This is a genomic window from Brenneria sp. L3-3C-1 (genome assembly GCF_016456245.1).
Classification (GTDB): Bacteria; Pseudomonadota; Gammaproteobacteria; order Enterobacterales; family Enterobacteriaceae; genus Brenneria.
Genome location: NZ_JAEMHF010000015.1, coordinates 23,615 through 48,988, shown reverse-complemented (window position 1 = coordinate 48,988; position 25,374 = coordinate 23,615). Strand labels below are relative to the sequence as shown.

Below are 25,374 nucleotides of genomic sequence, written 5' to 3'. Positions count from 1 at the left end.
TCTTCGTGGCCCTGCACGTAGATGTTGCCGACAGAGTCAGAGGTGAAGGCGCCGGCGGTGATATTGCCCTGAGTTTTCCCTTCGATGCTGATATAACATGGGGTTGGCATGGTCTTGCTCCTTGTTGATTAAAAACATTGATTGAACAGGTGCTTGATTGCACCGGCTCGTATAGCAATGACCATGCCAAACTTTATCTTTTTGTTTTTTAAGGAAATTGCCTTAAATCAAATTTTCCCTAAGTCAAATTTGAGCAAAAAGTTGCGCAGACTTCCCATATCGTTTGCAAACATTGCGCAAAAAGTGATTTATGCTGGAAAGTGAGCAAGAAGTTGCGCAGATTTTGCATTTATTCTGAAAGTTTGAGTTAGATATATGAGGGGGTGGTCTTTTTGAAAGGTATTGACGATGAATAATGAAAATATCCACACTAAAACATTCACATCAAGCCGGTCAGCTTGCGCGGCTTCCCCGTAGCCCGCACCTAGTGCGCAATTTACTGGAAAATGAAATCAAACTAATCGCGGGAATGCGAAAACCGTCCGGCATTTAATCTTTTTTCACCCCGACAGATTGACCTCCATCAATGCTTGTGCCTAAATAAACAACAGCGAATGTTCGCTTTCACAGGAGATTTTCCGGTAATGTCCACGCTTACCCATAAACGACGAATATCAATGCGCCCGCGACGAAGTAGTTCACGCATTGCCCGTGCCGTTTTATTAATCAGCTTTATTATCCTCTTAGGTCGTTTCGCCTACTCCACCATCAGCGCGTTTGCCCATCATCAGGACAAACAGCAACAGCGTATCGAACAACCCCTTGCTAGCTCAGATGTGCTAATCAACAAAAAAGAATAGCGCCAGCAGCCTGACTCACTTTCTTTCTGATATCTGATATCGCCGCAAATGCGATAATCTTTGCTTCGTCGTACCGTTTATTCATGGTAAACGCTTTCGTTTATGCTCTATTCCTTCCGCTTCTTTCGCCAGATAATCGCCAGCGCTTGAATTATCCAGCGTCGCTTAGGGCGTCGATCGGCTAATCGTCCTATTCTTAATTCACTGATTTCGCGCTACGTTGATACCTGTCATCGCTCAGATTGCCGGGATTGGCTTCCCTTACCTGGAAATCTATTGGCTATATTCTCAGTTCGTTTAATTGACTGATTGTCCGTATGTGATGAGATACGCGAGATCAAGCCACTATTAAAAAATACACCGAGCATAAGAAACCCATGTCGAATGCAAACAAACTCACCGCTCTGAGACGTCGTATTTCTTTTTTACTTTTAGAAAACAAGGAACTGGTTGCTGATATCCTGAACGCGCAGCCGCGCGACAGCGATACAGACAAAAAAGCGCTGCTCGACCAGACGGCTGAAATCAGCCAGTTAATCACCGAACTGCACGCTGCCGACCTCGCCGATTTGCTGGAGTCTCTGCCGCATGATGAACGTCTGGCGCTCTGGCGGCTGATCCCCATAGACCAACGCGGACGCGTGCTGATCGAAGCCTCCGACAGCATCTCCGGCGATCTCATCGACGATATGCCGAATAGAGAGATCCTGAAGGCCGTCCGCGTATTGGATGTTGATGAGCAGGCCCAGCTTTCACGCCTGCTGCCTCGTCATCTGCTGGGCCGAATACTGACATCGCTGGAACCGAAACAGCGGGCGCAGTTACGCGGAGCGATCAATTATGACGAAGATTGCGTCGGCCACATCATGGATTTCAAACTTATCACCATCCGGGAGGACGTCACGCTTGCCGCCGTCCAACGTTATCTGCGCTATCGAAAAGTCATTCCAGACTCCACCGATAAACTGTTCGTCACCGATCGCAAAAATATGCTGATTGGGGAGCTGTCGCTGGCGAATATCTTGCTTAACGCGCCGGGAACCCCGGTCTCCGCCATTATGGATAAACAGCCCGCCACATTTCAGCCTGAGGGCCAGGTCACGGACGCCGCAGGTGCTTTTGAACGTTATAACTTGATCTCCGCCGCGGTAGTGGATAGCAAAGGGAAACTAATGGGTCGCCTGACGGTGGAAGATATCGTGAATGTCGTTAATAAAGAGAGCGACAGCCACATGCGTCGTTCCGGCGGGCTAACGCCCTCTGAAGATGTGTATGCGCCGGTCTACAAGGCCGTGCGTAACCGCTGGTCCTGGTTGGCGATCAATCTGTGCACCGCGCTGGTGGCGTCACGCGTTATCGGCCTGTTCGAAAACACGCTGTCACACCTGGTGGCGCTGGCTACCTTGATGCCTATCGTGGCGGGAATTGGCGGCAATACCGGCAATCAGACGATTACCATGATTGTGCGCGCCCTGGCGCTGCATCAGTTGGAACACGGCAGGAAATCCTATCTGCTGTTAAAAGAACTGGGGGTCGCGCTGTTCAATGGTTTGATATGGGGCAGCGTCATGGGGCTGATCACTTTCGCGCTCTATGGCAGCGCCGAGATGGGCGGCGTCATGATGTTGGCTATTCTGCTGAACCTGCTGCTGGCGGCGCTGATGGGGGTGCTGATCCCGCTGGTGATGGTAAAGTTCGGTCGCGATCCCGCTATCGGCTCCAGCGTGATGATTACCGCCATCACCGATACCGGCGGATTTTTTATCTTTCTCGGCTTGGCGACGCTATTTCTGCTGCCTTGATCGCCGGCTCCGCCACATTATCGCTATCGCCCCGCCAAATTGACGAAGAAACAGGCGGTGAATCAGGTCAGTCGGCCAGCCCCGTCGGACGGACGGCACAGGTGGATGGACGGCGGCAAGCCGGTGCGCGCCGGGTATTCACGCTCCAGCATCCGGCAAATCTCGCCGGTCATCGCCGCAGGCACCAGCGAAACCACGCAACCGCCGAAACCGCCCCCGGTCATTCTGGCGCCGCCCTGCTCACCCACATATGTCTGGATCAGATCCACCAGCGTATCAATCGGTGCAACCGTGATCGCAAAGTCGTCACGCATTGATACATGTGACTCGGCCATCAGGGTAAACAGCCGTTTGACATCCTGCCGCGCCAGAGCGTCAGCGGCATCCAGCGTACGGCGGTTTTCGGCGATCACATGGCGGGCACGGCGGGCGACCAGCGGATCCAACCCGGTCGCGCCGGCTTCGAATTGCGATAAGGAAACATCGCGCAGCGCCTTAACGCCAAAATGACGCGCCGCCGCCTCACACTGCCGACGGCGGGTATTATACTCGCTGTCCACCAACCCACGGCGCACATTGGAATTAACAATCAGAAGATCGAACCCGTCCGGCATACGAACCGCCCGACCTTCCAGCGAGCGGCAGTCGATCAATAACGCATGTCCTGACTGCCCCTGCGCCGCAATAAATTGATCCATGATGCCGCAGCTACAACCGACAAACTCGTTCTCTGCCTGCTGGCCGACAAGCGCCAGCGTCAGCGGGCTGATATCCAGGTGATTTAGCGTCTTGAACGTTTGCCCGATAGCCACCTCGAGGGAAGCTGAGGAGCTTAACCCCGCGCCCGACGGCACATTGCCCAAAATCACCATATCCATACCGCTGAGCGGCAATCCGCGCGCCTGCAAACATTTTATCGTGCCCCGCACATAGTTTGCCCAGCGGTATTCAGGGTGCGGCGCAATCGCCGTCGTCAGATCAAACGTATCCTGCTGGTTATCAACGGTGGCCGCCACCACCCGTACCAGGCTGTCCTGCCGGACAGCCGCGCCGATCACCGTCTGATAATCAATGGCGCAGGGTAAGACAAAACCATCGTTATAGTCGGTATGTTCGCCGATCAGGTTCACCCGCCCAGGCGCCTGAATCATTGCCTCCGGCGCGTAGCCAAACTCATGCTTAAAGATCGACTCGGCAGCCTGGCGCAGAGAATCAATACGGCTCATCACATGCCTCACATTTGCTCTCGAAAATGGATATCGCTGACGGCACGCAGACGTTCCGCGGCCTGTTCCGCCGTCAGATCGCGCTGGGCTTCCGCCAACATTTCGTAACCGACCATAAACTTACGCACGCTGGCGGAACGCAATAGCGGCGGATAAAAATGGGCATGCAATTGCCAGTGGGGATTCGCCTCTCCGTTAAATGGCGCGCCGTGCCAGCCCATGGAATAGGGAAACGAACACTGAAACAGGTTGTCGTAACGGCTGGTGAGTTTTTTCAACGCCAGCGCCAAATCCTTACGCTGAGGCTCGCTCAACTGCGGCAACCGCCGTACGGCAAACTTCGGCAACAGCAGGGTTTCAAACGGCCAGGATGCCCAATAGGGCACCACCGCCAGCCAGTGTGCGGTTTCCACTACCGACCGGCTGCCGTCCGCCTGCTCACGCCGCACATAATCCAGCAGCAACGGCGCGGCGTAGCGTTCGAAATAAAGACGCTGTTCCCGATCTTCACGCTGCGCTTCGTTGGGTAAAAAGTCGTTGGCCCAGACCTGCCCGTGCGGATGTGGATTAGAACATCCCATCATGGCGCCTTTATTTTCAAAAACCTGTACCCAGGGATAGCGCGCCCCCAAATCCGCTGTCTGCTCGCTCCAGGCATCAATCACCGATTTCAACGCGGGCAGCGAGAGTTCAGGCAGCGTTTTGCCGTGATCTGGCGAAAAGCAGATCACGCGGCTGACGCCTCTGGCGCTTTGTCTGCGAAACAGCGGGTCGTCACCGGTTGATACAGTCGGGGTATCTTCCATCAGCGCCGAAAAGTCATTGGTGAACACAAAAGTTCCCGGGTACGGCGGATTCACATCACCGGAAATGCGCGTATTTCCGGCGCACAGATAACAGCCTGGATCATAGGATGGCGGCGTGCCGCGCGCCGGTTCCTCCTGCTGACCTTGCCACGGACGCCTGGCCCGATGCGGGGAAACCAGCACCCATTCGCCTTTCAGGGGGTTGAAACGGCGATGCGGGTGCTCTGTTGGGTTAAAGGATATCAAGGTCATTTGTTCCGCTCGCCCGATAAGTGTAACCGATTACCCTCAATTTAAACCGCAGGATGACTTTTGGAAAGTGCGACGTTATCCTTGCTGTTGATACCGATCACATAAGCCGTTTTCAGGAACCCTACATGGCTACAATAAAGGATGTCGCTCGTCTGTCGGGCGTATCAGTTGCAACGGTTTCACGGGTAATCAATGATTCGCCCAAAGCCGGCAAGGCCTCACGGGAAGCTGTGCATAAAGCCATGGCTGAATTGCAGTATCATCCTAACGCCAACGCCAGAGCGCTTGCCCATCAGGGCGCCGAAACGCTGGGTCTGGTGGTTGCCGATGTCTCCGATCCTTTCTTTGGCGCGATGGTAAAATCGGTGGAGCAAATCGCTCAGGCGACGGGCAACTTCCTGCTCATCGGCAACGGTTATCACCATGCCGAGCAAGAAAAGAAAGCCATTGAGCAGTTAATCCGTCACCGCTGCGCCGGGTTGGTGGTGCACGCCAAAGTGATTTCAGATCAGGAGTTGGCCGTGTTGATGAGCCACATTCCAGACATGGTGTTGATCAACCGCATGCTGCCGGGCTATGAAACCCGCTGCGTGGCGCTGGACGACCGCTACGGCGCCTGGCTGGCTACCCGCCATTTGATTCAGGAAGGCCATCGGAAGATTGGTTTTCTCTGTTCGAATCACCCGATTTCCGACGCTTTCGATCGGTTGCAGGGCTATAAGGATGCGCTGACTGAGCACGGCCTGCCGGTTGATGCGCGGCGGATTGCCCGAGGCTCCCCGGATGAAGTCGGCGGCGAATCGGCCATGACCGAATTGCTGACGCGCAACGGCGGCCTCACCGCCGTCGTCTGTTACAACGATCCGATGGCGGCGGGCGCGCTGTCGGTACTCAGCGATAACAGCATTAATGTCCCGCAGGATATGTCGGTGGTGGGGTTTGATGATGTGTTGATCGCCCGCTATCTGCGGCCGCGTCTGACCACGGTGCGTTACCCGGTGGCGGCGATGGCGATGCAGGCGGCCGAACTGGCAATCGCGCTGTCTCACGGTAAGCCGTTAAAAGAAACGACCAATATGTTCAGCCCGACGCTGGTTCGCCGCCACTCCGTCAGTCCGCCTGCCCACAAGACGTGACGATCCCCGCTTTGTGAAAACGATTACAATCAACGTGCATCACGCTCGGCATTCAACGCCGGCGTCTAATACGCGCTGGCTTTATTCAGCAATTCAATATCTTCCGGCGGCAGTATCAGTCGCGTCGCGTCAGCCAATTGATTTACCTGCTCCAATGACGTGGCGCTGGCGATAGGGGCGGTGATGCCCGGCCGGGCAATCAACCACGCCAGCGCGACCTGCGATTGCGTGGCCTGATGAATGTTGGCGATACTGTCCAGCGCTTCAAGTATCGTTTTACCCCGCTCATTCAGATACTGTTTGACCACCCCCTGACCGCGCGCGCTTTTTGAGGCATCGGCAGGCTGGCGGTATTTGCCGGATAAAAACCCGCTCGCCAGCGAATAGTAGTTAATCACGCCAAGGCCCTGCTCACGCGCCAACGGCTCCAGTTCAGCTTCATAGCCCTGCCGGTCATACAGGTTGTATTCGGGTTGCAGGGTTTCATAACGCGCCAGGTGGTTATCCGCGCTGACTTTAAGCGCCTGCGCCAGCCGCGGCGCATCGTAGTTCGATGCGCCGATCGCGCGAACTTTCCCCTCTTTAATCAGGGCGTCAAATGTCGCCAGCGTTTCTTCCAGCGGCGTCTCTTTATCATCATCATGCGACTGATAAAGATCGATATAATCCGTTTGCAAACGTTGCAACGACGCTTCCACCGCCTGACGGATATAGCGCGCCGACAGCCCTGTCTTGTTGTCGCCCATGTCCTTACCGACTTTGGTGGCGATAATCACCTTGTCGCGCCGGCCGGTTTTTTTCAGCCAGTTGCCGATAATGGTTTCAGATTCACCGCCTTTATTGCCGGGAACCCAGGTGGAATAGACGTCCGCGGTATCAATAAAATTCAGCCGATGCTCCAGCAAAGCATCAAGAATGCTAAAAGAAGCGGGCTGGTCGATGGTCCAGCCAAACACATTGCCACCGAAGGTCAACAAAGGAACCTTGATCCCTGAGCGACCCAATTCACGGACAGATTCAGACGCGGGCATAACTCACTCTCCTTTTGTTACACAGCCATATGCTGCCAATCGATGAAAATATCGCCGTTAGCCACTGATATCAAAATAATGAATGGATAAAAGTGTAGAGATAACAAGACGCACTGTTTAGTTTAGGCATTTTCTCACGATATAATTACGTTTTTGCGTTCTTCCTCTCATTTTTAGTGTACGCGTTACATAGAATGACGTGGAAAACTTGGCCTGCCTCAAATTTGGAGCACACATGTCCCTTTCCCACATCGCGCAATTCGTATTGGCGCTAGTCGTTGTTATCGCACTGGCGCTAGTTATCTGCCGCGACCGTAAAAGCATCCGTATCCGCTTTATTATTCAACTGTTGGTGATTGAAATCCTGCTTGCCTATTTTTTCCTCTACTCGAATATCGGGTTGGGTGCGGTCACAGGAGTAGCGACGCTGTTTGACAAACTGCTCGGGTTCGCCGGTCAGGGGACGGACTTTGTCTTTGGCGATATGGTCAATAGCGAGAAAAACCTGATTTCTTTCTTTTTTAAAGTGCTCTGCCCCATCGTGTTTATTTCCGCGCTGATCGGGATTTTGCAGTACATCAAGGTATTGCCGATCGTCATCCGTCTGGTGGGTACGGTGCTTTCCAAAGTTAACGGTATGGGTAAACTGGAGTCGTTTAACGCCGTCAGTTCACTGATCCTCGGCCAGTCTGAAAACTTTATCGCCTACAAAGATATCCTCGGCAAAATGTCCGAGAAACGCATGTACACCATGGCGGCTACCGCGATGTCGACCGTTTCCATGTCCATCGTCGGCGCCTATATGTCGATGCTGGACGCCAAATTTGTGGTCGCCGCCCTGATATTGAACATGTTCAGCACCTTTATCGTGCTGTCGCTTATCAACCCTTACAAAGTAAGCGACGAGCCTGAATTGCAGCTCGGTAATCTGCATGAAGGCCAAAGCTTCTTTGAAATGCTGGGAGAATATATTCTGGCGGGCTTTAAGGTGGCGGTCATCGTCGCCGCCATGCTGATTGGTTTCATCGCATTGATTGCCGCCATCAACGCCATCTTCAGCGCGATTTTTGGCGTCAGCTTTCAGGAGATCCTCGGCTACGCGTTCTATCCTTTCGCCTGGATTATGGGAATCCCCTCCCATGAGGCATTGCAGGTGGGCAGCATTATGGCGACCAAACTGGTTTCCAACGAATTTGTCGCCATGCTGGAACTGCAAAAGGTTGCCGCCGAGCTTTCACCGCGCAGCGTGGGGATCCTGTCGGTATTCCTGGTGTCTTTCGCCAACTTCTCCTCTATCGGCATCATTGCCGGCGCCATCAAGGGTCTGAATGAGCATCAGGGTAACGTGGTTTCCCGCTTCGGGCTGAAGCTGGTGTATGGCTCAACGCTGGTGAGTATTCTTTCCGCGTCCATTGCCGGACTGGTGCTGTAACAGGCTGATAAACCGGGAACGGCGTGTTCCCGGTTTTACCTTCAAAACGGAATGCAGCAGGCGCCCTGCTCCGCGCCGGAAAGCCGCTCGCGTAGTGCGGTAAACAGTTCTCTTCCGCATCCCTGATGATAGGGCGTTAAATCGTAAGGTTGCGCGGCGCGGCGCGCCAACTCCGCATCATCAATCAGCAACGCGATTTCTCCCCGACGCCCGTCAACGCGCACTCTGTCGCCGGTACGGACTTTCGCCAGCACACCGCCGTCGCAGGCTTCCGGCGTAACATGTATCGCCGACGGCACTTTCCCCGATGCGCCCGACAGGCGGCCATCGGTCACCAGCGCCACGCGGAATCCCTTATCCATCAGCACGCCAAGCGGGGGCATCAATTTATGCAACTCCGGCATACCTATCGCCTGCGGTCCCTGATAGCGCACCACCACGACACAGTCTTTATCAAGCTCGCCGGCTTCAAACGCCGCGCCGACATCATGCTGGCTGTCAAACACCACCGCCGGCGCTTCAACGATCAATGCGTCATCCGGCACCGCCGAGGTTTTCATCACCGCCCGGCCTAAATTGCCGGACAAGACTTTCAATCCGCCGTGCGGCGCATAAGGCTGGCCGGTCGCGGCAATCACCGCAGGATCCAGCGACGTTTCAGGGCCGACTCGCCACTGTAGACCTTCGTCCGTAAGATGGGGTTCCTGGATATAACGCTGTAATCCCCGTCCGACGACCGTTTCCACATCCTCATGCAACAGACCGCTGCGTAACAATTCGCGCACCAACAGCGATACGCCGCCGGCGGCCTGGAAATGGTTAATATCCGCCGGCCCGTTCGGATAAATTCGACACAGCTGCGGCACCACCTCGGACAACCGTGAAAAGTCATCCCAGTTGATGATAATACCGGCCGCCCGGGCGATGGCGACCATATGCATGGTGAGGTTCGTCGATCCTCCGCTGGCCAGCAACGCCACGATGCCATTGACAATCACCTGCTCGTTTAGCAGATGACCAATCGGCAGATAGCGCCCGGCGCCCTCGGTCATGCGGACGATCTGGCGGGCCGCCGCGTCATTCAGCGCCTGACGCAACGGTGTGTCGGGATGCACAAACGAAGCGCCGGGCAAATGCAGCCCCATTACTTCCATCACCATCTGGTTGGAATTAGCCGTCCCATAAAACGTACAGGTTCCAATGCCATGATAGGACGCGGCTTCAGACTCCAGCAACGCCTGACGATCGACCTTGCCCTCGGCATAAAGCTGCCTTATCCGCACTTTTTCCTTATTGGACAGACCGCTGCTCATCGGCCCGGCGGGAACGAACACCGCCGGCAGATGACCGAACGACAGCGCCGCCATCAGTAAACCGGGCACAATTTTGTCACAGATGCCGAGATACAACGCGCCGTCAAACATGTTGTGCGACAGCCCTACCGCCGCGGACATGGCGATCACATCGCGGCTCATCAGCGACAGCTCCATGCCATCCTGCCCCTGGGTGATGCCGTCGCACATGGCGGGAACGCCCCCGGCGACCTGCCCCACCGCGCCTACCTTACGCAAGGCCGCTTTTAGCCGCTCAGGGTAGTTTTCGTAAGGCTGGTGAGCGGAAAGCATATCGTTATAGGCGGTGATAATCGCAATGTCGCTGTGAACCATATTTTTGAGCGCCGCTTTATCATCCGGCGTGCAGGCGGCAAAACCGTGCGCCAGATTACCGCAGGCCAGCTGCGAACGATGCACCTTACTGTCCCTGGCGGCATCGATCCGCTTAAGATAGGCCCGGCGCGAGGCGGCTGAACGTGCAATAATCTGCTGTGTGACCTGTAATACAACCGGGTTCATACTGCCTCCTGGGTCTGAGTCAACGTTGACCTGTAATGAAAAGCGCCATCAAGAACGGCATAAGGGGAACGACGACACGTCACCCGCGAGCATGGAGGATGTTATTTTTTCCACACTGAATGCGCCCTTTCTGAATAAAACACCCCCCTCCCCTGTTAATTAAAAAAACAGAAGCGTGTGTTGGTAAAAATTTAATAACAAGCTGCGGCGGTATTAAATTTTCTGACGCCATCTTAACGCATTTTAAATGATGTTAACAAAAAATGTTACCGGTAACGTGATCGCTTCGACATTTCATCGTGATGATGAGATTCAGCACCTTACTCGCAGCGTAAAACCGCGCTTTTGCTCAAAACCCGGCGGGCGAACAGGCATGATGTTACCGGTAACTAAAAAAGCAGCGGCGACGCCAAAGTAAAAAATAATCACCATAAATATCATATAATTAAATTTTAATTTCCGCATTTCCCCTACGATTCCCTTCCGCCATCGGACGGATACCCTCCAATATTGGGCGGATGGACGTCACGTAATCTGTAACAGCTTGCAGTAACATAGTTTAAAGTGATCTTCATCACAGTTTTACCCGGCATAAAACGGTTTCATAGCCCCACGTCATTTACGCTGATATGTCGTTATTGCGCCGAGCGGAATACATTAAAAAAACCATTCTGTTATTTTTCAGTATGGCCGAGAGAAGCGATCGATTATTTATTATCTCCGTCGTCAATGACGCCAGGAAATATAACGACCTTTTATAAAAACATTAGAAGGCAGCCATCAGGAATTATTTATGAAAAATATTTTTTCACTGTCCCACAAGAAAGTGCTGATTACAGGTTCCGCACAAGGCATCGGTTTTCTGCTGGCTAAAGGTTTATCTGAATTTGGCGCGGAGATTATCGTTAATGACATTACCGCTGAACGCGCGGAGAAAGCCGTTGGGCAATTACGCGCTGCGGGTTTTCAAGCCTATGCGGCGGCATTTGATGTTACCGACCATGATGCTGTTCAGGAATCGATTCACCATATTGAAGAAAATATCGGCGCCATTGATGTATTAATTAATAACGCCGGGATCCAGCGCCGCCATCCGTTTACCGAGTTTCCGGAAAAAGAGTGGGATGACGTGATTAATGTTAATCAAAAATCGGTGTTTTTGGTTTCCCAAGCCGTGTCGCGATATATGGTCAAACGTCAGCGCGGAAAAATCATCAATATCTGTTCCATGCAGAGCGAACTAGGCCGGGACACCATCACCCCGTATGCCGCCTCCAAAGGCGCGGTAAAAATGCTGACCCGCGGCATGTGTGTGGAACTTGCGCGTTATAACATTCAGGTCAACGGTATCGCCCCCGGCTATTTTAAAACCGACATGACCAAAGCCTTGGTGGATGACCAGGCGTTTACCGACTGGTTATGCAAACGCACTCCCGCCGCCCGCTGGGGCGATCCGGAAGAGTTAATCGGCGCGGCCGTCTACCTCTCATCCAAAGCATCAGACTTTGTCAACGGGCACCTGCTGTTCGTTGACGGCGGCATGCTGGTCGCGGTGTGACGAACACCGCCAACTGACTCTGAAAGGGGATATTATGTCCGGTAAATGCATTATTATCATGGGCGTATCCGGCACCGGGAAATCCAGTGTCGGCGAAGCGTTAGCCAGCCGCCTCAACGCCAAATTCATCGACGGAGATGACCTGCACCCGCGCGCCAACATTCAGAAAATGGCCTCCGGCCGTCCATTAAACGACGACGATCGGCAGCCCTGGCTTGAACGCCTGAGCGATGTGGCCTATAGCCTACAGCAAAAAAACGAAACCGGCTTTCTGGTCTGCTCCGCATTGAAAAAGCGCTACCGCGACCGGCTGAGAACCGGGAGCGGCAATCTGATCTTCCTGTGGCTGAACGGCGACTACCAACTGGTATTAAATCGTATGCAACAGCGCGTGGGTCATTTTATGCCGGAAAGCCTGCTGAAAAGTCAGTTTGCCGCGCTAGAGTCCCCCGATACGCAGGAAACCGACGTGATCCCGATTGATATCTCCACATCATTCGACGGCGTGGTCAACCGCTGCATCGGCGCACTGCATCAGGAACTGACGCCGCAATGCGCCTGACCGGACACCGGTTCGATCGCGCGCGATAACGCTACGCTTTACCCATGCCGCCTTGCTATCTACCCTGCCGGAACAAGGCGGCATTTTTGTTACTCGCCCCCCGTTTTTGTCAATAACTTCCGCTCCGGCCGACAATCCCTGACATATCTTCCATATTTCCTTCATTTTTGCCCTGCATACGCTGCTTAAACTAGTATGATAAACACCTTGTTTCAGTAACCTGCCTTGTGTCCGCGTGATCTGGAGATTTACCCCATTACCATGAATGCCAAACTCGTCTTACGGTTGTTGATCTTCGTCGCCGTCATTGCCGTCGCCTTGTTGCTCTGGCGCCATTTTTTTTCTCCATCGTCTACCGCTTCCGGCCCGAGTGGAACCGCTCATTCCCAGCCGTCGCGGGCGGGCGGCGAAAGCGGCCGTCGTGCGGCCATGAACGCCTTGTCTCCCGTACAGGCCGCGCAGACGCAATCCGTGTCCGTTCCCTACTATCTGTCCGGGCTGGGAACCGTCACGGCAGCCGGCACCGTGACTATCCGCAGCCGGGTTAACGGCGAACTGATGGCGCTGCATTTTCAGGAAGGGCAACAGGTCAACGCGGGCGATCTGCTGGCGGAAATCGATCCCCGTCCTTATCAGGTCGAACTGACTCAGGCTCAAGGGCAACTGGCGAAAGATCAGGCGATACTCGCCAACGCCCGGCAGGATTTGGCCCGCTATCAGCAGTTGGTGAAAACCAATCTGATCTCCCGTCAGGAACTGGATGCGCAGACGGCGCTGGTACGGCAGGCGGAAGGCAGCATCAAAGCCGATCAAGGCGCGGTGGCCAGCGCTGAACTACAGCTGGCCTACAGCAAAATTACCGCCCCGATCAGCGGCCGGGTCGGTTTAAAACAGGTTGATATAGGGAATTACATCACCAGCGGCGATACCGACGGTCTCGTGGTTATCACCCAAACGCACCCGATCGATGTGGTTTTTACCGTACCTGAAGACGAAATTGCCACCATCCTTAAGGCGCAGAAATCAGATCAGTCACCGGTGGTTGAAGCCTGGGATCGCGCCAATCAGCAGAAGCTGTCGCAGGGCAGCCTGCTCAGTATGGATAACCAGATCGACGTCACCACCGGCACCATCAGGCTTAAGGCCCGTTTCGAAAATAGCGACGACGCGTTGTTCCCCAATCAGTTCGTCAATATTCGTATGAAGGTCGATACGCTGCAAAATGCGGTCGTCGCTCCCGTCGCCGCCGTGCAAATGGGCAATGAAGGCCACTTTGTCTGGATACTGAATGATAAACATGAGGTCAGTAAACGCCAGATCACCACCGGTATTCAGTACGGTCAGCAAGTGGTGATTACCGCGGGCCTTAGCCCCGACGTCATGGTGGTCACCGACGGTATCGATCGTCTGACCGAAGGGGTCAAGGTTGAGGTGCTGCCCTCTGCCGCGACGGAGAAAACACCGGTCACCACCGGGGAGAAACCCTGATGCAGGATACCGTTCCAGCCAACGGCGGCGGGCCATCGCGGCTTTTCATACTGCGTCCGGTGGCGACCACGCTGTTAATGGTCGCCATCCTGCTGGCGGGTATTATCGGCTACCGCGCGCTACCGGTTGCCGCGCTGCCGGAGGTGGACTATCCCACCATTCAGGTGATCACGCTCTATCCCGGCGCCAGCCCGGAAGTGGTGACGTCGGCGATTACCGCGCCATTGGAACGCCAGTTCGGACAGATGTCCGGGCTGAAACAGATGTCGGCCCAAAGCTCCGGCGGCGCATCGGTGATTACCTTGCAATTCCAGCTCGAACTCTCGCTGGATATTGCCGAACAGGACGTACAGGCGGCCATCAACGCCGCCGCCAATCTGTTGCCGAGCGATCTGCCCTATCCGCCGACCTACAGTAAGGTCAACCCCGCCGACCCGCCGATTATGACGCTGGCCGTTACCTCCAGCGCCATGCCGATGACGCAGGTTCAGGATCTGGCCGATAACCGCATCGCGCAGAAAATTTCGCAGGTGGCGGGCGTCGGTCTGGTTTCGCTGGCCGGCGGCCAACGCCCGGCCGTGCGAGTCAAACTGAATGCGCCGGCGCTGGCGGCTTACGGGCTGACCGGCGAAACGATCCGCAGCGCCATTACCGCCGCCAACGTCAATTCGGCCAAAGGCAGCCTCGACGGCCCGACCCGCTCGGTGATCCTGTCCGCCAACGATCAAATGAAATCCGCGGAGGATTATCGTCAGTTGATCGTCGCCTGGCGTAATGACGCCCCGGTACGCCTGCGCGATGTCGCCACCATTGAACAGGCGGCGGAAAATACCTATCTGGCCGCCTGGGCGAATCGTCAGCAGGCGATCATTATCAACGTTCAGCGCCAGCCGGGCGCCAACGTGATCACCACCACCGACAGCATTCGCCAGATGTTGCCCGGCTTAACCGCCAGCCTGCCGAAATCGGTTGAAGTCTCCACGCTGACCGATCGCACCGTCAGCATCCGGGCATCGGTAAAGGACGTGCAGTTTGAATTGCTGCTGGCCATCGCGCTGGTGGTCATGGTGATTTACCTGTTTCTGCGTAATGCCGTCGCGACGTTGATCCCCAGCATCGCCGTGCCGCTTTCGCTAATCGGCACCTTTGCGGTCATGTATTTCCTGGGTTTCTCCATCAATAACCTGACGCTAATGGCGCTGACCATCGCCACCGGGTTTGTGGTGGATGATGCGATCGTGGTGATTGAAAATATCTCCCGTTATATCGAAAAGGGAGAAAAACCGCTCAATGCCGCGCTGAAAGGCGCCGGGGAAATTGGTTTTACCATTATTTCACTGACTTTTTCACTGATTGCCGTGCTGATCCCGCTGCTGTTTATGGGCGATATCATCGGGCGGCTGTTCCGCGAGTTCGCCATTACCCTGGCCGTCGCCATTCTGATTTCGGCGGTCGTCTCGCTCACGCTGACGCCAATGATGTGCGCCCGGATGCTCAGCCACCGGTCGCTGAATAAACAGAACCGTTTTACTCGCGCCAGCGAACGCTTTTTTACCCGTGTGGTAGAGGGTTACGGCGTCTGGTTGCGCAAGGTGCTGAACCACCCGTGGCTGACGCTGAGCGTGGCGTTAGGCACGCTAGTGCTGACCGTGCTGCTGTATCTGTGGATCCCCAAAGGATTCTTCCCGGTGCAGGACAACAGCATTATTCAGGGAACGGTGCAGGCCCCGCAGTCGGTATCATTCAGCAATATGGCCGAGCGTCAGCAGCAGGTTGCTTCCATCATCATGAAAGATCCGGCGGTACAGAGCGTGTCCTCTTTCGTCGGGGTCGACGGCACCAACGCCGCGCTTAACAGCGGCCGGCTGCAAATCAATCTGAAACCGCTCAGTGAACGCAGCGAGCGCATTCCTGAAATCATCGCCCGACTGCAACAGCAAACCGCGCAGCTCCCCGGCATTCAGCTTTATCTGCAACCGGTGCAGGATCTTACTATTGATACGCAGGTCAGCCGGACGCAATATCAGTTCACATTACAGGCGATGTCGCTGGATGAACTGAGCCGGTGGGTGCCGGAATTGATGACCGGGCTACAGAAATTGCCGCAGTTGGAGGATGTCAGCAGCGACTGGCAGGACAAAGCCGCGATCGCTTATGTGAACGTCAACCGCGACAGCGCCAGCCGTCTGGGCATCAGCATGGCGGAGGTGGACAGCGCGCTATATAACGCTTTCGGTCAGCGCCTGATCTCCACCATCTATACTCAGGCCAGCCAGTATCGCGTGGTGCTTGAACACGACACCGCCCACAATAACGGGCTGGATGCGCTGAACGATATCCGCTTACTCAGCAGCGACGGCGGGAGCATTCCGCTGAGCAGCATCGCCAGCGTCGAGGAGCGTCAGGGGCCGCTGGCGATCAATCATCTCGATCAGTTCCCCTCGACCACAATCTCCTTCAACGTCGCCGACGGCTATTCGCTGGGCGAGGCGGTGGACGCCATCACCCAGGCAGAGCGGCAAATGAACCTGCCGGCGGATATCACCACTCGTTTCCAGGGAAGTACGCTGGCATTCCAGTCTTCTCTGGGCAACACGGTGTGGCTGATTGTCGCCGCGGTTGTCGCCATGTACATCGTCCTCGGCGTGCTGTACGAGAGCTTTATTCATCCGGTGACCATCCTGTCGACGTTGCCTACCGCCGGGGTCGGGGCGCTGCTGGCGCTGATGATGGCCGGCAACGAGCTGGATGTGATCGCCATTATCGGCATCATTTTGCTGATCGGTATCGTGAAGAAGAACGCCATCATGATGATCGACTTCGCGCTGGCCGCCGAACGCGGGCAAGGCATGAAACCGTATGATGCTATCTATCAGGCCTGTTTGTTGCGTTTCCGACCGATTCTGATGACCACCATGGCGGCGCTGCTCAGTGCACTGCCGCTGATGTTGAGCACCGGGGTCGGCGCGGAATTGCGGCAGCCGCTGGGGATCTGTATGGTCGGCGGTCTGATTATGAGCCAGATACTGACGCTGTTTACCACCCCGGTCATTTATCTGCTGTTTGACCGGCTGGCGCAGCGCTTCCGTCGCCTCCCGCGGCAGGAGGAAGAAACCGAGTGAAGTTCTTCGCCCTGTTTATCCATCGGCCGGTCGCCACCATTCTGCTGACCCTGGCTATCACCCTGTGCGGCGCCATTGGCTTTCGCCTGCTGCCGGTGTCGCCCCTGCCGCAGGTGGATTTCCCGGCGATCGTGGTCAGCGCCTCGCTGTCCGGCGCGTCGCCGGAAACCATGGCTTCGTCGGTCGCCACCCCGCTGGAACGGGCGTTAGGCAGGATCGCCGGCGTCAGTGAAATGACCTCCATGAGTTCGCTGGGCAGCACGCGCATTATTCTGATCTTTAATCTCGACCGGGATATCAACGGCGCGGCACGTGACGTGCAGGCCGCCATCAATGCCGCACAGCATCTGCTGCCGTCGGGCATGCCCAGCCGCCCGACCTATCGGAAGGTGAATCCTTCCGATGCCCCGATCATGATCCTGACGCTGACATCGGAGACCTACGATCAGGGGCAGTTGTATGACTATGCCTCCACCCGGCTGGCGCAGAAAATTTCCCAGATGGAAGGCGTGGGCGATGTCTCCGTCGGCGGCAGTTCGCTGCCGGCGGTACGCGTGGCGCTTAATCCGCAAGCGTTGTTTAATCAAGGCATTTCGTTGGATGAGGTGCGGCAGGCCATCAGTCAGGCCAACGTGCGTCAACCGCTCGGCAACGTTGAAAGCCGTCAGCAACGCTGGCAGATAAAAACCAATGACGAGTTGAAAACCGCTGCCGCCTATGAACCGCTGATTATTCGCTATAACAACGGGGCGGCCGTGCGACTGAGCGACGTGGCGACGGTGCGGGATTCGGTGCAAAACTCGCGTAACGCCGGGATGACTAACGCCAAACCTGCCGTTCTGGTGGTGATCAGCCGCGCCCCCGGCGCCAATATTATTACCACCGTGGACAGTATCCGCGCCGCCTTGCCCGATCTGCGGGGCAGCCTGCCGGCAGCCATTCAGCTTGCCGTCGCCCAGGATCGTTCGCCGACTATCCGCGCCTCGCTGGCTGAAGTGGAACAATCGCTGGTGATAGCCGTGGCGCTGGTGATTCTGGTGGTTTTCCTGTTCCTGCGCTCAGGACGCGCGACCTTAATCCCCGCGGTAGCGGTGCCGGTTTCACTCATCGGCACCTTTGCCGCCATGTATTTGTGCGGTTTCAGCCTGAATAATCTGTCGCTGATGGCGCTAACCATCGCCACCGGTTTCGTGGTGGATGACGCCATCGTGGTGCTGGAAAATATTTCACGTCATATTGAGGCGGGCATGAAGCCCTTGCAGGCCTCGCTACAGGGGGTGCGCGAAGTCGGTTTCACCGTGCTGTCGATGAGTCTCTCGCTGGTGGCGGTGTTCATCCCGCTGCTGTTGATGGAAGGACTGCCGGGGAGGTTGTTTCGTGAATTCGCCGTTACCTTGTCGGTGGCCATCATTATCTCACTGCTGGTTTCGCTCACCCTGACGCCCATGATGTGCGCCCGGTTATTGCGCGCCGTGCCGAAGCGCAGCCAGCCGCGGTTGCGTGGTTTCAGCCGCGTCCTGCTGGCAATGCAGCAAGGCTACGGGCGTTCGCTGAAGTGGGTGCTCAACCACGCCCGTTGGGTGCTGGTGGTGTTGCTGGCGACCATCGCCCTCAATGTCTGGCTGTATATCAGCATCCCGAAAACGTTTTTCCCGGAGCAGGATACCGGCAGGCTGACCGGGTTTATTCAGGCCGACCAAAGTATTTCGTTCCAGGCCATGAAGCTGAAACTACAGAACTTCATGACCATCGTACGCAGCGATCCGGCGGTGGACAACGTCACCGGCTTTACCGGCGGATCGCGAACCAACAGCGGTTCGATGTTTATTTCACTCAAGCCGCTATCGGAACGGGACGTCAGCGCCCAGCAGGTGATCGCCCGCCTGCGCGCCAAACTGTCGAAAGAACCGGGGGCGACGCTGTTCTTAATGCCGGTACAAGATATTCGCATCGGCGGGCGTGAAGCCAATGCCAGTTATCAGTACACGCTGTTGTCCGACGATCTTGATGAGCTGCGCGTCTGGGAGCCGAAAATCCGTGAAGCGCTGAGCAAATTGCCCCAACTGGCCGACGTCAATTCCGATCAACAGGATAAAGGGTCGGAAATGGCGCTGACCTACGATCGCGATGCCATGGCCCGACTGGGGATCGATGTCGCCAGCGCCAACGACTTACTGAACAATGCTTTCGGTCAACGACAGATTTCGACGATTTACCAGCCGTTAAACCAGTACAAAGTGGTGATGGAAGTGGACGCCGCCTACACGCAGGATGTCAGCGCGCTGGACAAAATGTTTGTCATCAACGGCGAAAGCAAACCCATCCCGTTGGCCTACTTTGCCCGCTGGCAGCCGGTGAACGCGCCGCTGTCGGTCAATCATCAGGGACTGTCCGCCGCATCAACCATCTCCTTTAACCTGCCGCCAGGGTCAACGCTTTCCGACGCCACTGTGGCGGTGGAAAGAGCCATGACCTCGCTGGGCGTGCCGTCAACGGTGCGCGGCCAGTTCTCTGGAACGGCGCAGGCATTCCAGCAGTCGCAAACATCACAGCTGTTATTGATTCTGGCGGCGATTATTACCGTGTATATCGTGCTGGGCGTGTTGTACGAAAGCTACGTGCATCCGTTGACCATTCTTTCCACCCTGCCCTCTGCCGGCGTGGGCGCCTTACTGGCGCTGGAATGGTTTGGCGCGCCGTTCAGCTTGATTGCGCTAATCGGCATCATGTTGCTGATTGGCATTGTGAAAAAAAATGCCATTATGATGGTCGACTTTGCGCTGGTGGCGCAGCGTACCGGCGGGCTCAGCGCCAGAGACGCCATATTTCAGGCCAGCCTGTTGCGTTTTCGCCCGATTATGATGACCACGCTGGCGGCGCTGTTCGGCGCATTGCCGTTGGTGATCACCAGCGGCGACGGCGCGGAGCTGCGCCAGCCGCTCGGCATCACCATCGTCGGCGGGCTGGTGATGAGTCAACTTCTTACACTGTATACCACGCCGGTGGTGTATTTGTTTTTCGACAAACTGCGGAACGTGCGGCGCACCGCGCCGGCGCGGCGAATAATAGAAACGAAAAGCTAACGGGTAACTTGCCGGTCAGTTATGCCAGTTGGCGTAAATTGCAAAACATATTGGTTTCCGTAAGAGGAACATGTCATCTCAGGGGAAAGTTTCGTGCGCGAAAGACGCAATATTTTTCTGTTAGCCCCCCATACGCGCCCGACCAAGGGCGGTTCAATCGCCGTCGCCCTTGAAACCCTGGCTTTTGGCGGGAAATTGTGCCGCCGCGCGGTACTTTCGGGAAAAGCATCCTCTTTTCGGACCGCCGCTGACGCGGGATACTCGCCCCATCCATGGGGCTCGCCCTTACGGGCCAGCGCAAGACAAAAACGTTCTAGACGTTTTTGTCTTGCGCGGCATACATGCCGCTTATCCGGAAGGTCTGCGTTTCCCTCAGCACAATTTACGCCACAGGGTGTCAACCTATATATTTACTCACTATCTACAAATTACCTTATCCGCTCAGGAGCATCCTGAAACATGCTGACTCAGCCCGCCTCCGTTCGCTGGCAGTTGTGGATTGTCGCCTTTGGCTTTTTTATGCAGACGCTGGATACCACTATTGTGAATACCGCGCTGCCGTCGATGGCCGCCAGCCTGAACGAAAACCCGCTGCATATGCACTCGGTGATTGTTTCCTATGTGCTGACCGTCGCCATCATGCTGCCCGCCAGCGGTTGGCTGGCGGATCGTATCGGGGTCAAAAATATCTTCTTCTCCGCCATCCTGCTGTTCACGCTGGGATCGCTGCTGTGCGCGCGTTCGGAAACCCTGAATGAACTGCTGATTTCCCGCGTCATTCAGGGGATTGGCGGCGCCATGATGGTGCCGGTCGGGCGTCTGACGGTAATGAAAATCGTGCCGCGCAATCAGTATATGGCCGCCATGACTTTCGTGACCTTGCCCGGCCAGATCGGGCCGTTGCTGGGGCCGGCCCTCGGGGGTTTTCTGGTGGAGTACGCCAGTTGGCACTGGATTTTTCTCATCAACCTGCCGGTGGGTATTGCCGGGGCAATCGCCACCTGGCTGCTGATGCCCAATTACACCATGCAAACCCAGCGCTTTGATATGCGTGGTTTTTTATGGCTCGCCGTGGCGATGGCCACCCTGACGCTGGCGCTGGACGGACACAACAATCTTGGCATCCCGCCGCTAGTGATTTTCACCCTGATCGCCGCGGGGCTGATTTCCCTGCTGAGTTACTGCCTGCATGCCCGTAATAACCGCCGCGCCCTGTTCAATCTGCGTTTGTTCAATACCCCGACCTTTTCCGTCGGGTTAAGCGGCAGTTTCCTGGCGCGCATCGGCAGCGGCATGTTGCCTTTTATGACCCCGTTATTTTTGCAGTTAGGCATGGGATTTTCGCCGTTTCACGCCGGGATGATGATGATCCCCATGGTGCTGGGCAGTATGGGGATCAAGCGGGTGGTGGTGCAGATTGTCAACCGCTTTGACTACCGCCGGGTGCTGATCGCCTCAACGCTGCTGCTGGCGCTGGTGACCCTGTTGTTTGCGCTGGTGGCGATGATGAATTGGGTCTGGCTGATGCCTGTGGTGCTGTTTTTCCTCGGCACCGTAAACTCAATCCGTTTTTCCACCATGAATACGCTGACGCTTAAAGATCTTCCCGATGACCTCGCCAGCGGCGGCAACAGTCTGCTGTCAATGACGATGCAGTTGTCCATGAGCGTGGGGGTCAGTATTTCGGGGATATTGCTGGGGATATTTTCACAACCGCACCTGACGATGGGATTCGAGGAAACACACTCTATGTTCCTTTATAGCTATCTCGCCATGTCGGTCATTATTGCGTTGCCCGCGTTAATCTTTAATCGCGTGCCGCCGGACACCGTTAAACAATCGACGCTTCCCCGTCGGTCATGAGGCTACTATGAGATTCGGCATCACCGCTAAATTGTTTCTGGCGATTTTCGCCACCTGTATGCTGGTGCTGATTACCATGCACTGGGGCATGCGCGTCAGCTTTGAGCGCGGATTTATCGACTACCTCAAACAGGGTAACGAACAACAAGTGGTGCAGTTGAGCGACGCCCTGGCGGAGCAATACCAGCAGAACGGAGACTGGACTTTTTTGCGCAGCAACGGACGTCTGGTCGCCAAGATATTGCATTCGATGGAGCAAAACAGCGACCGTGGCGCCAATAACGCCCTGCACGGCTGGCGGGTTCGTACCTGGGTGCTGGACGCCGACAAACACCAGTTGTTCGGCCCCCCGGCGTTGGCCCCGGCGGAAGGAATATGGCAGGCGATTACTGTGCAAAATCACACCGTCGGCTGGGTGGTCGCCTCCCCTGTCGAACGCCTGACCCGCAATGCCGATATCAATTTCGACCGGCAACAACAGCGAACCAGTTGGCTTATCGTGGCGTTGTCCACCCTGCTGGCGATCCTTGCCACCTGGCTGACCTCGCGCGGCCTGCTGGCGCCGGTTAAACGGCTGGTCAATGGCATACATCGTCTGGCGGCGGGCGATTTCAGCGCCCGCGTCACCGCGACGACACACGATGAACTGGGCCGATTGGCACAGGATTTTAACCAGTTGGCCTGCGCATTGGAAAAAAACGATCAATCACGTCGTGCCTTTATGGCTGATGTCTCGCATGAATTACGCACGCCGCTGGCGATATTGCGCGGCGAACTGGAAGCTCTACAGGACGGCGTACGTCAGCCCGATGCCGGCTCGTTGCAGTCGTTACAAGCGGAAGTAGCCATCATGACCCAGTTGGTGGACGACCTTCACCAGTTGTCTTTATCCGATCGGGGAACGCTGACCTATCGCAAGGTAGGCGTGGATGCCGTACGGCTGTTGCGCATCGCCATTGCCGCTTTCCATGAACGCTATCAGAAAAAACAGATTACCCTGACGGCAGATTTCCCGCCGCAGGCCAGCCTGTTCGGCGATCCCGATCGTTTAAGTCAGCTATTCAAAAACCTACTGGAAAACAGTTTGCGCTACACCGATGAAAAGGGAACGCTGGACATACGGGCGGAAATTCAGCGCCAACAACTGGTCATTAGCTGGCAGGACAGCGCGCCGGGCGTCACCGACGAGCAGCTTACGCTGATTTTTGAACGTTTTTACCGGGCGGAAAGCTCGCGCAATCGCGCCAGCGGCGGTTCAGGTTTGGGACTGGCTATCTGTAATAATATCGTTGAGGCGCATGGCGGACGACTGTATGCTGAACATTCCCCATCGGGTGGTCTGCTGATTACCGTCGAGCTTCCCTTACATGCGCCAGAATAGAACACGGAATAATGACAACTGAAGCTGCTTTCGACAATCCTCTGTCTATTTTAATCGTCGAAGATGAACCCAAGCTGGGGCAATTACTGGTTGACTATCTACAGGCGGCGAATTATCAGACACACTGGATAACCAACGGAAACAGGGTGATCCCCTGGGTTCAGCAACAAGCCCCGGCGCTGATCCTGCTGGATCTGATGCTGCCCGGCACCGACGGCCTGACGCTGTGCCGCGCTATTCGCCTGTTTTCCAATGTGCCGATCATTATGGTCACCGCCCGCAGCGAAGAAATCGATCGTTTGCTGGGGCTGGAAATCGGCGCGGACGATTACATCTGTAAACCCTTCAGCCCGCGCGAGGTGGTGGTGAGGGTTAGAACCTTGCTGCGCCGCTGCGGCTGGCAGACGGACGCGCACAAACCGGCGGATGAAGCCGCGCTGCTGATTGACAAAGACAGTTTTCAGGCCAGCTATCTGGGGCAAAACCTCGATCTGACGCCGGCGGAACTCCGCTTGCTCAGGACGCTGTCGACCGAGCCGGGTAAAGTGTTTTCCCGTGAAGAGCTACTGGACAAACTGTATGACGACTACCGGGTCGTAACCGATCGCACCATCGACAGTCATATCAAAAATCTGCGCCGCAAGCTGGAACAGTTTGACGGGGATACCTCGTTTATCCGTACCGTGTACGGCATCGGATATCGCTGGGAAGCCGCGCCCTGCAAACTAATGTAGCGTTGGCGGTGAAAGCGTATCCGGTCAAAAAATCTGTCTGACTTAGTTAAAAATTTATCATTTTTTCTTTACCCCAGGCTGCTAGGCTTACCGAAACGCAATAAAATCGGGAGAGGCGTAATGTCAGGTTTAGTAGACGGAAAATGGGTTAACGGCGATGTGGCGGCGGAAGAAATAAAGAACGGTGCATTCCATCGTCAGGCGACCACATTCCGCCAGACCGGGATCGTCGCGGAAAAAGGCCGTTACCAACTGTTTGTCTCTTATCTCTGCCCCTGGGCCTCGCGCACCTTAATCCTGCGCAAACTGAAAGGGTTGGAAGCGATCATTCCGCTCGCGGTTGCCGAACCGCGCATCGCGGATAACGGCTGGGAATTCGCCACCCCACAGGACGCCGGCGAGCATGTCGGCCCGATCCGTTTTCTCCATCAGTTGTATACCGCGACGGATAAACACTACACCGGGAAGGTCTCGGTTCCGGTATTATGGGATCGTCTGGAAGGCCGGATCATCAATAACGAGTCGGCGGATATCATCCGTATTCTGAATAACGGTTTTAATGATTTGACCGGCAATCGCCTCGACTTTTATCCCCCGGCGCTGCGCGGCGAGATCGACCGCTGGAACGAAACCCTTTATCACCATGTGAACAACGGCGTATATAAAACCGGGTTTGCCAAAACGCAGGACAGCTACAATCAGTCCGTCACGGCGTTGTTTTCCACGCTGGATGAACTGGAAAAGCACCTGGCGACGCATCGTTATATCGCCGGCAATACGCTGACCGAAGCCGACTGGCGCCTGTTTGTCACTCTGGTGCGCTTCGACGTCGCTTATCATGGCGCGTTCAAATGCAATCTCCGCCGTATCGCCGATTATCCCCATCTGTCGAACTACCTGCGCGAGCTTTACCAATGGCCTGGCGTACCCGAGACCGTCAATATCGACCACATTAAAACCGGTTACTACGGCATTCTATGGCTGAACCCGACGGGTATTGTTCCCGTGGGGCCGGTTGTTGATTTACATCGCCCGCATAACCGCGAAGCGTTGGGCCAGTCGGTGGTGGCCGTGGCCGCCTTCTGAGCGCCGCCGCCATCCCGTCGTCACGCACAAACGGCACGCAATAGACCTACTTTTTGTGGGCCGTCTGCTGCTTTTTCCGTTCATAAGCGCTAGAATCCC

The 25,374-nt window shown here is 55.7% G+C and carries 17 protein-coding genes and 1 pseudogene; 13 read left to right on the top strand and 5 right to left on the bottom strand.

Going from position 1 to position 25,374, the window contains the following annotated elements; genetic code table 11:
• Nucleotides 1-110, bottom strand: a pseudogene (locus JG725_RS19420) (type VI secretion system tube protein Hcp); the annotation flags it as partial.
• A 534-nt stretch (nucleotides 111-644) separates the two neighbouring features.
• Between JG725_RS19420 and JG725_RS19415 the strand changes: the two are divergent.
• Complete coding sequence (locus JG725_RS19415) at nucleotides 645-860, top strand: YfgG family protein (protein ID WP_172291746.1); 216 nt, start codon at nucleotides 645-647, stop codon at nucleotides 858-860.
• A gap of 377 nt (nucleotides 861-1,237) precedes the next feature.
• A complete protein-coding gene (mgtE, locus tag JG725_RS19410; RefSeq protein WP_172291745.1) occupies nucleotides 1,238-2,662 on the top strand; it encodes a magnesium transporter in 1,425 nt (474 codons plus the stop codon).
• Nucleotides 2,663-2,724: 62 nt separating this feature from the next.
• On the opposite strand, the gene galK is transcribed toward mgtE, so the two are convergent.
• Together galK and galT are read right to left on the bottom strand one after the other, a co-directional pair.
• On the bottom strand, nucleotides 2,725-3,888 hold the full coding sequence (gene galK / locus JG725_RS19405; protein WP_199379516.1) for a galactokinase: 1,164 nt from the start codon (nucleotides 3,886-3,888) through the stop codon (nucleotides 2,725-2,727).
• Between the two features lie 8 nt (nucleotides 3,889-3,896).
• On the bottom strand, nucleotides 3,897-4,940 hold the full coding sequence (gene galT / locus JG725_RS19400) for a galactose-1-phosphate uridylyltransferase (RefSeq protein ID WP_199379518.1): 1,044 nt from the start codon (nucleotides 4,938-4,940) through the stop codon (nucleotides 3,897-3,899).
• A gap of 131 nt (nucleotides 4,941-5,071) precedes the next feature.
• Here galT and galR point away from each other — a divergent pair, with 131 nt between their 5' ends.
• Nucleotides 5,072-6,082, top strand: a complete 1,011-nt coding sequence (galR, locus tag JG725_RS19395) for an HTH-type transcriptional regulator GalR (RefSeq protein WP_172291743.1) — start codon at nucleotides 5,072-5,074, stop codon at nucleotides 6,080-6,082.
• A gap of 65 nt (nucleotides 6,083-6,147) precedes the next feature.
• Here galR and JG725_RS19390 read toward each other — a convergent pair whose 3' ends face one another.
• Nucleotides 6,148-7,113: an aldo/keto reductase gene (locus JG725_RS19390; RefSeq protein ID WP_199379514.1), complete on the bottom strand. Its 966-nt coding sequence runs from the start codon at nucleotides 7,111-7,113 to the stop codon at nucleotides 6,148-6,150.
• Between the two features lie 235 nt (nucleotides 7,114-7,348).
• Here JG725_RS19390 and JG725_RS19385 point away from each other — a divergent pair, with 235 nt between their 5' ends.
• On the top strand, nucleotides 7,349-8,545 hold the full coding sequence (locus JG725_RS19385) for a NupC/NupG family nucleoside CNT transporter (protein ID WP_172291741.1): 1,197 nt from the start codon (nucleotides 7,349-7,351) through the stop codon (nucleotides 8,543-8,545).
• Nucleotides 8,546-8,586: 41 nt separating this feature from the next.
• On the opposite strand, the gene edd is transcribed toward JG725_RS19385, so the two are convergent.
• Nucleotides 8,587-10,398: a phosphogluconate dehydratase gene (gene edd / locus JG725_RS19380; RefSeq protein ID WP_199379512.1), complete on the bottom strand. Its 1,812-nt coding sequence runs from the start codon at nucleotides 10,396-10,398 to the stop codon at nucleotides 8,587-8,589.
• Between the two features lie 793 nt (nucleotides 10,399-11,191).
• Here edd and idnO point away from each other — a divergent pair.
• From idnO to JG725_RS19335, 9 genes are all read left to right on the top strand, one after another.
• Complete coding sequence (gene idnO / locus JG725_RS19375) at nucleotides 11,192-11,956, top strand: gluconate 5-dehydrogenase (RefSeq protein ID WP_199379510.1); 765 nt, start codon at nucleotides 11,192-11,194, stop codon at nucleotides 11,954-11,956.
• A 34-nt stretch (nucleotides 11,957-11,990) separates the two neighbouring features.
• A complete protein-coding gene (locus tag JG725_RS19370; RefSeq protein WP_172291738.1) occupies nucleotides 11,991-12,518 on the top strand; it encodes a gluconokinase in 528 nt (175 codons plus the stop codon).
• A gap of 261 nt (nucleotides 12,519-12,779) precedes the next feature.
• Complete coding sequence (locus JG725_RS19365; RefSeq protein ID WP_199379508.1) at nucleotides 12,780-14,006, top strand: MdtA/MuxA family multidrug efflux RND transporter periplasmic adaptor subunit; 1,227 nt, start codon at nucleotides 12,780-12,782, stop codon at nucleotides 14,004-14,006.
• Nucleotides 14,006-17,128 carry an MdtB/MuxB family multidrug efflux RND transporter permease subunit gene (locus tag JG725_RS19360; protein WP_172291736.1) on the top strand — a complete coding sequence of 1,041 codons (3,123 nt, stop codon included), beginning with the start codon at nucleotides 14,006-14,008 and terminating at the stop codon, nucleotides 17,126-17,128. The genes JG725_RS19365 and JG725_RS19360 overlap by 1 nt, the downstream gene beginning before the upstream one ends.
• Nucleotides 17,125-20,211, top strand: a complete 3,087-nt coding sequence (gene mdtC, locus JG725_RS19355) for a multidrug efflux RND transporter permease subunit MdtC (protein WP_199379506.1) — start codon at nucleotides 17,125-17,127, stop codon at nucleotides 20,209-20,211. The genes JG725_RS19360 and mdtC overlap by 4 nt, the downstream gene beginning before the upstream one ends.
• 459 nt (nucleotides 20,212-20,670) lie before the next feature.
• The gene (locus tag JG725_RS19350) at nucleotides 20,671-22,074 is read left to right on the top strand and encodes an MFS transporter (protein ID WP_199379504.1); all 1,404 of its coding nucleotides are present in this window, start codon (nucleotides 20,671-20,673) and stop codon (nucleotides 22,072-22,074) included.
• Between the two features lie 7 nt (nucleotides 22,075-22,081).
• Nucleotides 22,082-23,455, top strand: a complete 1,374-nt coding sequence (baeS, locus tag JG725_RS19345) for a two-component system sensor histidine kinase BaeS (RefSeq protein ID WP_199379503.1) — start codon at nucleotides 22,082-22,084, stop codon at nucleotides 23,453-23,455.
• Nucleotides 23,456-23,466: 11 nt separating this feature from the next.
• Complete coding sequence (baeR, locus tag JG725_RS19340) at nucleotides 23,467-24,189, top strand: two-component system response regulator BaeR (protein ID WP_172291732.1); 723 nt, start codon at nucleotides 23,467-23,469, stop codon at nucleotides 24,187-24,189.
• Between the two features lie 120 nt (nucleotides 24,190-24,309).
• On the top strand, nucleotides 24,310-25,275 hold the full coding sequence (locus tag JG725_RS19335) for a glutathione S-transferase family protein (protein WP_172291731.1): 966 nt from the start codon (nucleotides 24,310-24,312) through the stop codon (nucleotides 25,273-25,275).
• The last annotated feature ends 99 nt before the right edge of the window (nucleotides 25,276-25,374 follow it).